This is a genomic window from Sphaerotilus mobilis (genome assembly GCF_004216565.1).
Lineage (GTDB): Bacteria > Pseudomonadota > Gammaproteobacteria > Burkholderiales > Burkholderiaceae_C > Sphaerotilus > Sphaerotilus mobilis.
Window position 1 is genome coordinate 23,096 of the sequence record NZ_SGWV01000014.1, and the last position, 13,284, is coordinate 36,379.

Annotated in this window: 13 protein-coding genes; 7 read left to right on the forward strand and 6 right to left on the reverse strand. The window is 68.9% G+C overall.

Features of this window, described 5'->3' with window-relative positions; genetic code table 11:
• The first annotated feature begins 29 nt into the window (after positions 1–29).
• From ccoG to EV685_RS21280, 3 genes are read left to right on the forward strand one after another with little or no spacing between them, the layout of a single operon-like run.
• Positions 30–1,493: a cytochrome c oxidase accessory protein CcoG gene (gene ccoG / locus EV685_RS19800; protein ID WP_242615693.1), complete on the forward strand. Its 1,464-nt coding sequence runs from the start codon at positions 30–32 to the stop codon at positions 1,491–1,493.
• A gap of 31 nt (positions 1,494–1,524) precedes the next feature.
• Complete coding sequence (locus EV685_RS19805) at positions 1,525–1,824, forward strand: hypothetical protein (protein ID WP_242615694.1); 300 nt, start codon at positions 1,525–1,527, stop codon at positions 1,822–1,824.
• 20 nt (positions 1,825–1,844) lie between these two features.
• Complete coding sequence (locus EV685_RS21280; protein WP_338054474.1) at positions 1,845–2,255, forward strand: hypothetical protein; 411 nt, start codon at positions 1,845–1,847, stop codon at positions 2,253–2,255.
• 86 nt (positions 2,256–2,341) lie between these two features.
• Here the strand turns inward: EV685_RS21280 and fnr are convergent, their stop codons facing one another.
• The gene (fnr, locus tag EV685_RS19815) at positions 2,342–3,088 is read right to left on the reverse strand and encodes a fumarate/nitrate reduction transcriptional regulator Fnr (protein ID WP_130483804.1); all 747 of its coding nucleotides are present in this window, start codon (positions 3,086–3,088) and stop codon (positions 2,342–2,344) included.
• Positions 3,089–3,251: 163 nt separating this feature from the next.
• Between fnr and hemN the strand changes: the two genes are divergently transcribed.
• The 3 genes from hemN (at position 3,252) to icd (ending at position 6,938) form a co-directional block, all read left to right on the forward strand.
• Positions 3,252–4,718, forward strand: a complete 1,467-nt coding sequence (gene hemN, locus EV685_RS19820) for an oxygen-independent coproporphyrinogen III oxidase (protein WP_130483805.1) — start codon at positions 3,252–3,254, stop codon at positions 4,716–4,718.
• 58 nt (positions 4,719–4,776) lie between these two features.
• The gene (locus EV685_RS19825) at positions 4,777–5,538 is read left to right on the forward strand and encodes a sulfite exporter TauE/SafE family protein (protein ID WP_130483806.1); all 762 of its coding nucleotides are present in this window, start codon (positions 4,777–4,779) and stop codon (positions 5,536–5,538) included.
• 146 nt (positions 5,539–5,684) lie between these two features.
• Positions 5,685–6,938 carry an NADP-dependent isocitrate dehydrogenase gene (gene icd / locus EV685_RS19830; protein WP_130483807.1) on the forward strand — a complete coding sequence of 418 codons (1,254 nt, stop codon included), beginning with the start codon at positions 5,685–5,687 and terminating at the stop codon, positions 6,936–6,938.
• A gap of 268 nt (positions 6,939–7,206) precedes the next feature.
• On the opposite strand, the gene EV685_RS19835 is transcribed toward icd, so the two are convergent.
• Positions 7,207–7,548: a translation initiation factor Sui1 gene (locus EV685_RS19835; protein WP_130483808.1), complete on the reverse strand. Its 342-nt coding sequence runs from the start codon at positions 7,546–7,548 to the stop codon at positions 7,207–7,209.
• Positions 7,549–7,881: 333 nt separating this feature from the next.
• On the opposite strand from EV685_RS19835, the gene EV685_RS19840 reads away from it, so the two are divergent.
• The gene (locus EV685_RS19840) at positions 7,882–9,921 is read left to right on the forward strand and encodes a methyl-accepting chemotaxis protein (protein WP_130483809.1); all 2,040 of its coding nucleotides are present in this window, start codon (positions 7,882–7,884) and stop codon (positions 9,919–9,921) included.
• Here the strand turns inward: EV685_RS19840 and pcl are convergent.
• From pcl to EV685_RS19860, 4 genes are all read right to left on the reverse strand, one after another.
• A complete protein-coding gene (gene pcl, locus EV685_RS19845) occupies positions 9,825–11,033 on the reverse strand; it encodes a 4-coumarate--CoA ligase (protein WP_207224878.1) in 1,209 nt (402 codons plus the stop codon). The two genes, EV685_RS19840 and pcl, sit on opposite strands and share 97 nt — an antisense overlap.
• Positions 11,034–11,092: 59 nt before the next feature.
• On the reverse strand, positions 11,093–11,500 hold the full coding sequence (gene pyp, locus EV685_RS19850) for a photoactive yellow protein (protein WP_207224879.1): 408 nt from the start codon (positions 11,498–11,500) through the stop codon (positions 11,093–11,095).
• Between the two features lie 137 nt (positions 11,501–11,637).
• Positions 11,638–12,735, reverse strand: a complete 1,098-nt coding sequence (locus EV685_RS19855) for a DUF3616 domain-containing protein (RefSeq protein ID WP_130483810.1) — start codon at positions 12,733–12,735, stop codon at positions 11,638–11,640.
• 156 nt (positions 12,736–12,891) lie between these two features.
• Positions 12,892–13,257 carry a DUF1428 domain-containing protein gene (locus tag EV685_RS19860; protein ID WP_130483811.1) on the reverse strand — a complete coding sequence of 122 codons (366 nt, stop codon included), beginning with the start codon at positions 13,255–13,257 and terminating at the stop codon, positions 12,892–12,894.
• Positions 13,258–13,284: the final 27 nt, after the last annotated feature.

Here is a 13,284-nt window from a genome sequence, read left to right on the forward strand (position 1 = left end):
GGCGTCTCGCATTCCTGATGCCCCCCTGCATGAACGACAGCCCTGCGCCTGCTGCATCGACAGCGTCATCGAGCCCGGCCACCGACGCGCCGGTGAAGATGGTTTCGCTGTACGAGAAGACCAAGAAGATCTATCCGAAGGCCGTCAGTGGCCTGTTCGTCCAGTGGCGCTGGGCGCTGGTCTGGCTCACCCAGATCGTCTACTACGGCTTGCCGTGGCTGAGCTGGAACGACCGCCAGGCGGTGCTGTTCGACCTCGGCTCGCGGCGCTTCTACATCTTCGGTCTGGTGCTCTATCCGCAGGACTTCATCTACCTGACGGGCATCCTGATCGTCTCGGCCTACGCGCTGTTCCTGTTCACCGCGCTGGCCGGGCGGCTGTGGTGCGGCTATGCCTGCCCGCAGACCGTCTACACCGAGATCTTTCTCTGGTTCGAGAAGAAGTTCGAAGGCGATCGCGCCGCCCGCATGAAGCTCGATGCCGGTCCGTGGACCGGCAACAAATGGCTGCGCAAGGGCGGCAAGCAACTGGCCTGGATCGTCTTCTCGCTGTGGACCGGCTTCACCTTCGTCGGCTACTTCACCCCCGTGCGCGAACTGGCCGTCTCGGCCGTGTCGCTGGGCTTCGGTCCGTGGGAATGGTTCTGGGTGTTGTTCTACGGCTTCGCGACCTACGGCAACGCCGGCTACATGCGCGAGCAGGTCTGCAAATACATGTGTCCCTACGCGCGCTTCCAGAGCGCGATGTTCGACAAGGACACGCTGATCATCACCTACGACGCCGCACGCGGCGAGCCGCGTGGCTCGCGCAGCAAGAAGGCCGACGCGACGGCGCTGGGTCTGGGTGCCTGCGTCGACTGCAACCTCTGTGTGCAGGTCTGTCCCACGGGCATCGACATCCGCAAGGGTCTGCAGTACGAGTGCATCGGCTGCGCCGCCTGTGTCGACGTCTGCGACAGCGTGATGGACAAGATGGGCTATGCCCGCGGCCTCGTGCGCTACACGACCGAGAACGGCCTGGCCGCTGGCTGGAACCGGGCCCAGATGTGGCGCCGCGCACTGCGTCCGCGGGTGCTGATCTACACCGCCATCCTGTTCGTGATCGTCGCCGCGCTGGGTGTCAGCCTGGCCCTGCGTTCGCCCTTCAAGGTCGACGTGGTGCGTGACCGGGCTTCGCTGGCGCGCATCGTCGAGGACGGCGTGATCGAGAACATCTACCGCCTGCAGATCATGAACACCACCGAGTCTGCGCAGACCTATCGCGTGGAGGCCGGTGGCCTGGATGGCCTGAGCGCCAAGGTCGACGGCGTCCTGAACGTCGGTCCGGCCGAGGCCCGCTGGGTCACCGTCGAGGTCCACCTCGATGCGTCGCAGGCCCAGCGTGCGGGCAGCGGCAGTCACCCGATCCACTTCGACATCCAACGTCTGCCCGAAGGCGGTGCCGGTGCGCCGGTCAGCCTGCGCGAGAAGTCCACTTTCCTGGTGCCGCGCTGAGACGCGTGTCGCCCATCCACAGGAGCCTCTGATGTCCATCCTTCAAGCCGCCACGCCCGATGTCCGCGCCCAGGTCGCGGTGGCCGACCCTGCTGGCCGAGTCTGGTGGCGCGAGCCGATGATGTGGCTGGTGCTGGGCGGTCCGGCGGCGGTCATCGTGGCCGGCTTCGCGACCTTGGCCATCGCCATTGCGAATCCGGACCCGGTGCTCGACACGCGCCAGACCGGTCAGGCCGCTGACGCGGACGGCGCCAGCCACGCCGGTCACCAGCCAGCCGTGCAGGCCCGCAACCACGCAGCGACCGGCGGCAAGCCGGCGGCCGACAAGTGAGCAGAGCGTCCCGCCCGCCCATGCCGGCCGGTGTCGCTGGCGAGGCTGCCCACCGCCACGGTGACAGCCACGGTGATAACCACATCGACAGCCACATCGACAGCGACTTCGACAGCTCCGAGCTGGGCACGCTGACGGACGCAGGCCCGACCGCAGCCCCCTTGTCGGGCCTCGGGCGCTGCGCACTGGCCGTGCTCTGGCCGGCCTTCCTGATGGCCGGCGTGCTGGAGATGCTGGTCTTCGCCTTCGTCGATCCTGAGGCGCTGCACTGGCTGGGCGGTGCCCCGGTCAACCTCGACCGAACTGCTGTCTACAGCATCGCCTTCTTCCTGTTCTGGGTGGTGCTGGGCCTGTCTGGCGCCATCACCCAGTTGCTGCTGCGCGAGCCGGGCATCGACGGCGACATGGCCACGCGACGGCGCTTCCCGTGACGCTGCACCTCGACGTCTTGTTGCTTCAGACGTGAAAACGGCGACCCGAAGGTCGCCGTTTTCACGTCAGGGCGCAGCGAAATCGCTCAACAAGCTGCACCGTTGACGACGCGTTGAAGCGCATCCTGGTCCAGGATCCGGATGTCGCGCTGTTTGACCTCCAGGATGCCTTCCTCCTGGAACTTCGAGAAGGTCCGGCTGACGGTCTCCAGCTTCAGGCCCAGGTAGCTGCCGATCTCCTCACGCGTCATGCGCAGGACCAGCGCCGAGGCCGAGAAGCCGCGCGCCTGCAGGCGCTGCGTCAGGTTGAGCAGGAAGGCGGCGAGACGCTCTTCTGCACGCATGCTGCCCAGCAGCAGCATCACGCCGTGGTCGCGCACGATCTCGCGGCTCATGATCTTGTGGAACTGGTGCTGCAGCAGCGTGAACTCGCGCGACAGATGCTCCAGCTGGGTGTAGGGAATCATGCAGACCTGCGAGTCTTCCAGCGCGACGGCGTCGCAGGAATGGCGGTCGTTGCTGATGCCGTCCAGACCGATCAGCTCGCCGGCCATCTGGAAGCCAGTGACCTGCTCGCGGCCGTCCGAGGCCGACACAACGGTCTTGAAGAAGCCGGTGCGCACGGCATAGAGCGCGGCGAAGTCGTCGCCCGCATGGAACAGGGCCTCGCCGCGCTTGACGCTGCGGCGGGTGCTGATGATGTTGTCCAGCGAGACCAGCTCGTCCTCGGACAGGCCCACGGGCAGGCACAGCTCGCGCAGGTTGCAGGCCGAGCACGCCACCTTCAGCGCGTTGAGCGGGGACGTCGGGGCGGCGGGGGCGTCTTGGATCATGGTCCGGTTCCTGTTCGGTGGCGGAGGCGTCAGAGTATGCCCGCCGCCCACCACCTCACTTGGGTTGTGGCGGGTGTCGATCAGGGATTCTTGTCGCGGCCTCGCGCATCCGGCTTGAGGCAGGTCAAGTCCGGACGGCCGAGGCGCGGCACAGTCGCAGACCATGCACACGACGATTTCCGGTCCTGTGGCGCCCGAGGCCGCCACATCCCGCCCCGACACGGGAGACGCCACCTCGCCGCAGCCGCCTGCGCTGAGCGACGACCTGTTGCGGCGGATGGACCGGCCGGGCCCGCGCTACACGTCCTACCCGACCGCCGACCGCTTCGTCGAGGCCTACACCGCCGACCACTACCGTCAGGCGCTGGCCCAGCGCGCCAGTGGCGCAATCGGCGCAGCGGGCGGACCGTTGTCGCTCTACGTGCACGTGCCGTTCTGCGAGTCGGTCTGCTACTACTGCGCCTGCAACAAGATCGTCACCAAGGACCACGGCCGAGCCAGCGCCTACATCGATGCGCTGGCGCGCGAGATCGAACTGGTCACCGACCTGCTCGGGCGCGGCCAGTCGGTCACCCAGCTGCACTTCGGTGGCGGCACGCCGACCTTCCTGGACGACGGCGAGCTCGACCGCCTGATGGGCATCCTGCGCCGCCACTTCACGATCGAGCCGCGCGGGGAATATTCGATCGAGATCGACCCGCGCACCGTCACCCGAGCGCGCCTGAAGCACCTCGCCGATCTGGGCTTCAACCGCCTGTCCTATGGCGTGCAGGACTTCGACGCCGACGTGCAGAAGGCCGTGCACCGCGTCCAGCCCTACGAACAGGTCGAGGCGCTGATGAACGACGCCCGCGACCTCGGCTTCCAGTCCATCAACGTCGACCTGATCTACGGCCTGCCGCGTCAGACGCCCGAGAGCTACGCCCGCACCATCGGCCAGGTTGCTTCGCTGCGGCCCGACCGCATCGCGATGTACGGCTACGCCCACCTGCCGCAGCGCTTCAAGCCGCAGCGCCGCATCGTCAGCGAGGAACTGCCGACCGGTGCCCAGCGCATCGGCATGCTGTCGCAGGCCATCAGCGGCTTCATCGCGCATGGCTACCAGTACATCGGCATGGACCATTTCGCGCTGCCCGAGGACTCGCTCGCGCAGGCCAAGCGCCAGGGTCGGCTGCACCGCAATTTCCAGGGCTACAGCACCCAGGCTGACTGCGACCTGATCGCGCTGGGCGTGTCGGCCATCGGCCGCGTCGGTGCCAGCTACAGCCAGAACGCCAAGACGCTGGACGAGTACTACGACGCCCTCCAGCGCAACGAGCTGCCGATCGTGCGCGGCCTGTCGCTGACCCGCGACGACCTGGTCCGGCGCGCCGTCATCATGGCCATCATGTGCCACGGCCGCTTGAGCTATGAATCGGTCTCGCTGGCCCACCTGATCGACGTGAGGAGCTACTTCGGCGCCGAGCTGGAGGCGATCGAAGGCCTTGCCGAGGACGGCCTGGTCACGCTCGACGGCGACGGCTTCGAGCTGACCGCGCTGGGCTGGTACTTCGTGCGCTCGGTGGCCATGGTGTTCGACAAGCACCTGCGCGCCGACCTGTCGCGCGAACGCTTCTCGCGCGTGATCTGAGCCTTGCTGGCGACGTGGCCTTGACCGGCCCGATGCCGGTCGCTCCGACAATCCCGACATGAGTCTGACCCTCGCCGCTTCCGCCGCCCTGATGGGCCTGGCTGGCTCGCTGCACTGCGCCGGCATGTGCGGCGCCGCCTGCACCGCCGTTGCTGGCCGCTGCACCCCGCAGCGTCCGGGGCAGGGCACCGCCGCCGTGCTGGCCGGTCGCCTGATCGCCTACGCGCTGGCCGGTGCGCTGGTGGCCTCGGCCGCCGCCGGCCTGCGCTGGCTGGGCGAAGGCGTGGGCTGGTTGCGGCCGGTCTGGTCCGGCCTGCAGCTGGCCCTGCTGGTGCTCGGCCTGTGGCTGCTGGTGCGCGGGCGCATGCCGGCGGCGGTGCAAGGCTGGATCGAGTCGCTCGGCCAGCCGCGTTCGCCCAGCCAGGTCGGCGAGGAGGGCTGGCAAGCCATCCGCATCGAACGACGCCTGCCCGGCGGCCTGAAGGCCGGCGCGCTGGGCCTGCTGTGGCCGGTCATCCCCTGCGGTCTGCTGCATGGCGCCTTGCTGGTCGCCTCGATGGCCTCCGATCCGCTGGCCGGCGCGGGCGTCATGGCAGCCTTCGCGCTGGCCAGCAGCGTCGGCCTGGTCGCGGGTCCGGCGCTGTGGTTCCGGCTGCTGCCCAGCCTGCGCCGCCGCGCCGCATCCGATGTCGGCGGACTGGCCTCGGTCGACGACGGCGGCGCCCTGGCCTTGCGTCTGGCCGGCGCCATGCTGGTGGCCAGCGTCGGCTGGACCCTGGGACACGGCCTGCTCGAACCGCTGCAGGCCTGGTGCGCCTGACGGGTGCGGGCAGGCACGTCCCTTGCACGCAGGGCGAACGCGCCTCGTGTCGCAGGCAACGGCCTGTCAAGTCCACGACAGAGTGCCTGACCTAGAATCGCTTTCCCCTGAGAAATCACCCTACCGAATCACACGGAGTCGGCCACATGTACCAACACATCCAGGTGCCCGCCGGGGGCCAGAAGATCACCGTCAACGCGGACTTCTCGCTCAACGTCCCCAGCAATCCCATCATTCCCTACATCGAGGGTGACGGCACCGGTTTTGACATCACGCCCGTCATGCTGAAGGTGGTCGACGCCGCCGTCGCCAAGGCCTACGGCGGCGCCCGCAAGATCCACTGGATGGAGATCTACGCTGGCGAGAAGGCCACCAAGGTCTACGGCCCGGACGTGTGGCTGCCCGCCGAATCGCTCGAGGTCCTGAAGGACTACGTCGTGTCGATCAAGGGCCCGCTGACCACCCCGGTCGGTGGCGGCATCCGCTCGCTCAACGTCGCGCTGCGCCAGGAACTCGACCTCTACGTCTGCCTGCGCCCGGTGCAGTACTTCAAGGGCGTGCCCTCGCCGGTGAAGGAACCCGAGAAGATCAACATGGTCATCTTCCGCGAGAACTCGGAAGACATCTACGCCGGCGTCGAGTGGGAAGCCGAGAGCGAAAAGGCCAAGAAGGTCATCAAGTTCCTGATCGAGGACATGGGCGTCAAGAAGATCCGTTTCCCCGACACCTCGGGCATCGGCATCAAGCCCGTCTCGCGTGAAGGCACCGAGCGCCTGGTGCGCAAGGCCATCCAGTACGCGATCGACAACGACAAGCCCAACGTGACCATCGTGCACAAGGGCAACATCATGAAGTTCACCGAAGGTGGCTTCCGTGACTGGTCGTACGCCCTGGCCCAGCGCGAGTTCGGCGCCCAACTGATCGACGGCGGCCCGTGGTGCAAGTTCAAGAACCCGAAGACGGGTCGCGAGATCACCGTCAAGGACTCCATCGCCGACGCCTTCCTGCAGCAGATCCTGCTGCGCCCGGCCGAGTACAGCGTGATCGCCACGTTGAACCTCAACGGCGACTACATCTCCGACGCGCTGGCCGCCCAGGTCGGTGGCATCGGCATCGCCCCGGGTGCCAACCTGTCCGACTCGATCGCCTGCTTCGAGGCCACCCACGGCACCGCGCCGAAGTACGCCGGCAAGGACTACGTCAACCCCGGCTCCGAGATCCTCTCGGCCGAGATGATGCTGCGCCACATGGGCTGGACCGAAGCCGCTGACCTGATCATCGCGTCGATGGAACGCTCGATCGCCAGCAAGAAGGTCACCTACGACTTCGCCCGCCTGATGGACGGCGCGACCCAGGTGTCCTGCTCGGGCTTCGGCCAGGTCATGATCGACCACATGTGATGCCTGCCTGACGTGACACGGGTCGTCCCAGGGCGTCCCGTGTTGCTGCTTGACGGAACCCCAGTTCGTTGATTCGACTGGGGTTTTTTTATGGCCTCACCACGGAAGTCCGCGTCGACGGCTCCAGAACAAGGCAGGGCCACAGTCGGGGCCCACACGCGACCAGCGCCGCCCACGACCTGGCGGTCCCAGGCTCGCCTGACCTTCCATGTGCTTGCCCGTCGCAGGCGCCGATATGCGGGTGCTGCAGCCGGCCTGAGGCCAGGCGTCACCCGCCGACGCGCTTGACGCGGTGCCCTGCCTGGGTCAACCACGACATCACGCGTTCGACGTGGTCGCCCTGTACCTCAATCACCCCATCCTTCGCGGCGCCGCCGGCACCGCAGGCGGCACGCAACTGCTTGCCGGTGGCGGTCAGCGCCGTGGGGTCCAAGGCCAGGCCTCGCACCACGGTCACGGTCTTGCCGCCCCGGCCCTGCTTCTCGCGGCTGACACGCACGACCCCGTCGCCCGCAGCCACGGGCAAGGCCGCCTTGCAGATGCAAGCCGCCAGCGCCTGCCGGCAGCCAGGGCAGGTGCGTCCATGATCGGTGCTGTAGACAAGAGCCATGGGGTCGCATCGTACGGATAAGCGCGGCTGGGTAGCTGATCTTGGGGTTGGCTGGGTAGTGGCTTCAGACCAGGTAGGGCCGGTCAACCCGCCCTTCATGGCGGGCTGACACGGGTGCACGACAAGGCGGCGGCACGCTTGCGCCGTCCGCAGCGGCAGATGTTGGCGGAAGGCCGTGCTGTTTGACCGATTGCGGCGGGGTGACGGCTTGCACACTGGTTGCCGGGACATGTCGGTCTGCGGCTCGGCGTGTCGCGCCCGTGGGGCGGTTCTGCAGCACCCACACAAACACCCGGCCGTCGTTGGCCGTGCCAACACGAACGGCTGCCATCCATGTTTCAACGCCTGACACTGCCTCACAAGCTTGCTTTGCTGGTCGTGCTGGCGGCCTTGCCGCTGCTGCTGTTTGGTGGCTTGTGGCTGCACGGTCAGGCCGAGGCGATCCGGACGGTGCGCAATGAGCAGGCCGGCGCCGACGTGGCGGCGAGCCTGTTGGCGATCTCGACGGCCACTCACAGCCATCTGGACCAGAGCCCGTCCTGGCGGGCGGGGCGCTCCGATGCCGCTGCGGCGCGTGATTCCGCCGGTCAGGAGATCTCGCGGGCGGCGGCTCGCAGCGTGGCGGCGCTGGCGCAGCGGCCGGCGTGGGCCTTGACGACCGAGGGCCAGCGTCTGGCCGACACGCTGGCGGTGCTGGTCCGCACCGATGCACACGACGCCCAGGCCAGCCTGGCGGCGCACCTCGCGGCCTTCCGTGGCATGGCGGCCCTGATGGAGCGGGTTGGCGAAACCTCGGAGCTGCTCTACGACCCTGAAGCGTCGACCTACTTTCTGGCCACCGTCGTGATCGACCACCTGCTGCCGTGGTCGGAATCGGCGGCGCGTGTGCGTGCGCTGGGCGTCGAGGCCGTCGCTGGTGGGGCATCGCCGATGAGCGACCTGTCGACCGCCTGGGGCCCGGTCGAGGTGATGGCGTCCCGGCTCGATGCGCTGTCGGTCAAGCTTGATGCCCTGAAGCGCCATGGCGCTGGCTCGTCGGAAGTCCATGCCCGCGCCGAGGCGCTGGGCCGCGCCTACGTCGAGCGGGCGCGTCAGGTGCTGGCGTCCGCGCCGAACCCGGGTGACGCCGCCGCGTTCGCCGATGCGGGCCGCGAGGTCATGGACGCCATCGCGGCCAGCCAGCAGGCGGTCGTCGGCGAACTGGGCGCGCTGCTGGCGCAGCGCGAAGCCGCCCTCGAGCGCCGTCGCACGCTGGCCGTTGCCGGGGGTCTGGCCTGTGCGACCTTGGTGCTGGCACTGGCCGTGGCGATGGTTCGCGGCACCTTGCGCGCCACCGTCGAGGTCTCGCGCGCCCTGCAGGCGGCGGCCGATGGCAATCTGACCCTGCCGCTGGCCATCGAGGGCTGCGATGAGTTCGCCACCATGGCGCGCTCCGTCAACCTGATGCGCGAGCGCCTGAGCACGATGGTGCGCACGATCCAGGGCGATGCCCTGGCCGTGATGCAGACGGGGATGCTCTTGTCCGACGAGAGCCAGTCGTTGGCCGAGCGCACCGTCCAGCAGGCCAGTTCGGTGGAGGAGAGCGCGGTCAGCCTCGAACAGGTCAGCAGCTCGGTGCAGTCCGGCGCGGAGCGGGTCCAGCAGGTCGAGCAGCTCTTCTGCAACGTTGCCGTCACGGTGGACGGCGGGGTGGACCAGATGCAGGCGGCGGTGAGCACGGTCGAAGGCATCGAGGCCGGCAGCCGCCGTGTGGCCGAGATCGTCGGCGTGATCGATGGCATCGCCTTCCAGACCAACATCCTGGCCTTGAATGCTGCTGTGGAAGCGGCGCGGGCGGGCGAATCGGGCCGCGGCTTCGCGGTCGTGGCCAGCGAGGTCCGCATGCTGGCGCAGCGCAGCAGCACGGCGGCGGGCGAGATCCGGTCCCTGATCGCCGAGTCGACCGCGCAGGTGGCCGCTGGCTGTCAGCAGATCCGCAGCGCGCGCGACAGCCTGTCCGAGCTGCTCGGCGATGTGCAACGGGTGGCCCACGCGCTGGGCGACTTGGCGATGTCGGCGCGTGAGCAGTCGGAAGCCGTTGCCGAGGTCTCCAACGATGTGCGTGACATCGGCAGCGCCACGCACCAGACGGCCAGCAGCGTCGTGAGGGCATCGGCCATGGCCCAGGCCCTGGGCGAGCAGTCCCAGGCGCTGCACCGGGCCTTGAACGCCATCCGGGTGACCGAAGCCGATGACGTCGGTGCGGCAAGCGGTGACGCGGTCTGGAGCTTGCCGCCTCAGGACGTGGCCATGTCGCCGTCGTCCGGCGGGTCGAGCGGCCAGTCGGCCGGTTTGCCCATCGCTTGGAGCGGCAGTCTCGCGCCGAAGCGGTAGGACTTGGGCCGGGCCGGCGCGCGCAGGTGTGCGTCCGCCCACGCCCAGAGTCGGCTGCGCAGCACGTCGAGGTCGGCCCCCGGCGCGGGCACGATGAAGGCCTTCAGCCGCGAACCCTCCGCTGGCGCCATCGGCCGGACGGCCGCATCGGCCACCTGAGGACATCCGAGCAGGACCTGGCGGACCTGCGCCGGGTAGACGTTGCTGCCGCCGACCTGCACCGCCTCGTCGAGCCGGCCCACGACCCGGAACTCGCGGGCCCCCTGCCAAGCGAGGTGGTCCTGCAGGGTGTGGATACCGACCGTGCCGTCCGGTGCGGTGCGCAGCAGCCGGGTGTCATCGGCGTCATCACGCGACCAGTGGGGCATCAGCTGGTAGGGCGCCGAGGCGTCCCGACGGGTGCCGATGCCGGCCGTCTCCGAACTGCCGTAGACCTGCGTCAGGCGGGCGAGTCCTTGGGCCAGCAGGCTGTCGGCGACGTCATCGGGGCAGGGCGCGGTCGAGGTGATGCCGTGCACGCCAGGCGGCAGGCGAGCGGCGTGTCGGGCGACCAGCGCCCAGTGCGCCGGGTGACTGACCAGCAGGTCGCCCGGCTGCAGGTGGCGCGCCAGCGCCTGCGGCGTCAGCCGGCGCACGTCGATCACCGCCTCGCAAGCCAGTCGCGCGGGCAACAGCACCGAGAACAGGAAGCCGTAGATGTGGTGCGCCGGCACGGCGGCCAGCACCCGCCGCGCGCCCGCGGTCAACGTCGCCAGGTGATCGACCTCCTGCTGCAGGCTGGCCAGCGTGTGGGTGCAGGGCTTGACGTCGCCGCTGCTGCCCGACGTGCGGAAGGTCAGCCGGGCGTCGAACGCCGCCAGGCCCGAAGCGGCCAGATCGACCCAGTCGCCCACATGCTCGCGCGCCAGCAACAGGTCCTCGACGCCACTTTCATGCAGGTGCAAGGCCTCGCTCAGGGCGGTCGCGACGCTCAGCCTTTCCAGCGAATCCAGCCCCAGGCCACCCTCGTGCAGCGCGACGTCCGGCGGCCAGGGCAGCGCGCGCAGCGGCGAGCCGCCCGGGCGCAGCCGGCTCACCTCATCGGCGATCAGGTCGGTGACGACGCGATGCAAGGCGTCCGGCGCCGCGTGCCAGACCGGCGACGGCGCGTGCGTGCCACCGCCGCTCACCGTCACACCCGCTTGACGAAGATCCAGTAGGAGTTGTCGGCCAGGCCACGCTTCATGTGGATCTTGACCTTGGTCGGCCTCATCTGGTGGTCGAACACGTACTCGAACAAGGTGTTGAGGTTGTTGGCGCGCACGCCCGCGTCGAACACGCCCTTGAACGTCGGCCGGTTGGTGCAGGGCGCCACCTCGGTGAAGAAGTTCTTGCCGATCATGGTCAAGGGGTCTCGACCGGTGATGGCGCCCTCGGCCGCGTTGTACTTGACGATGCGGCCGCCCGCGTCGAGCTCGATCGCGCCGAACGCCAGCTGGTTCAACTGCACGTCGTCCAGCTTGGCCAGCACGTTGTCGTCGTCCAGCCGCCCGAATGCGACGGTCTTGAGGGCGATCGGGGCTTGTGGCTTGTCGCTCATCTGTCGGGTTCTCCTGGTGTCGGGCAAGACAAGGTCAAAACCCAAGCGGAACCCGATTCTAGGCACCCGACCACCGGGGGCGGCCGAGGTGCGCGTCAGGCTGTCAGCGCGCCCTCACGCCGGCCTGCTTGTAGCGATCAATGCCGGCCCAGCAGGTCACCGAAGACGGTGTGATCGCCTTCCCGGCGATCGGCGCCGGGCGCGTCGTAGAGCACGAGCCAGCGCGGCTTGCCGCCCGACAACGCCAGCGGCAGGCCGCAGATGGCTTCGGCCCGGTTGCTGCCGGGGCCGTGGGGCAGCGGCACCGACTCGGTCAGTGCCGCGTGGAAGCGCACCGGCTCGCGGTTGGCGGCCAGGTCGGGCAGGGCGTTCGGCCACTTGAAGAGGCGGATGTCGCCGTTCAACACCATCGTCGGTCCGGCCAGGATGAAGAGATCGTCGCCCGAGACGTGCAGGTCCCGCACGCCCAGCCCGTCGAGCGGCAGGAAGTGCTTGCGGACCAGCGTGCCCTGGTCGTCCAGCGGGACAAGGTGCAAGGCCGGCGACGAGGTGCCGCGCGGCGCCACCTCGATCTCCAGCAGCGCCGACCAGCCGCGCAGCACGGGGCCGCGCAGGCCGAGCAGCAGCCGCCGGCCGTTCACCGCCAGGCCTTCGATGTCGAAGCCGTTGTCCTTGCCCGGGATGGCCATGTAGGGCCCGAGGTGCGGGTCATCGGCCAGCGCGCGGGTGAGCAGGTTGGACTGCGCATCGCCCTTCAGGCGCAGCGCCTGTCGACCATCGCGAGCCTGCTTCACGAGGCAGGGCGCGCCCTGGGCGTCGAGCTCGATGGGCAGGCAGGCCAGCAGGCGGCGGTTGCCGTCGAGCGTCACCTTCGCCAGCCGCCGGGCGTTGTCGGCGTCGTCCCGACCGGGCTTGGCGTTCTTGCGCTTCAGGCCGTGCGAGCCGACGACCCAGAGGTAGCCGTCGACCACGGCCATGCCTTCGAGATCCGCCTCTTCATCGGGCGCACCGGGCAGTTCCAGCAGATCGGCGAGCGGGAAGTCGCGCACCTCGCCGAAACGCAGGGTCTCCTTGCCGATCGGATCGAGCCGGCGCAGCCGGTCCACGCCGCAGGCTTCATCGCCGGCGACCCACAGCCAGTCATCGGTCAAGGCCGCGCCGGACAGGTTGGTCTGCACGAGCGAGTCGGCTGCGAACTCCAGGCGGACGGCGTTGGCAAGGCGGGCGTTGGGCATCGGTGCGACTCCAGAACTTGGCAGGCCCGACGGGGCCGCGCGAGCCCGGAGTCTGCAGTGAACTGCCGCTCGATGCGCGGTCTCGACCAACGCGCAGGTCACTGGCGCGTGGTACGGGCCCTTCGGCCGCGCCATCGTGCGCGCGCCCGACCCGCGTCAGCTCACCTCGACCACCGGTACAAAGCCACCAAAGATCATGCGCTTGCCGTCGAAGGGCATGGACGGGTTGCCGGGGTTGGAAGGGTCCATGCGCGGGTCTTCCATCATCGTCTTCATGGCGGCGTCGCGGGTGGCCTTGTCCGGCCATTCGACCCAGGAGAAGGCGACCGTCTCCTCGCCCGTTGCCTGGACGGCGCGGCGGAAGTCGGTGAGCTTGCCGACGGGGACGTCATCACCCCAGCACTCGACCACACGCAGGGCGCCCAGTTCGATGAACAGTGCGTCGAAGTGGCGGGCGTGGTCGATGAAGGCCTGCCGGTTGGCGGTGGGCACGGCGATCACGAAACCATCGATGTAGGACATGGCGGCTCTCCTGTCGGGTGGACGCGG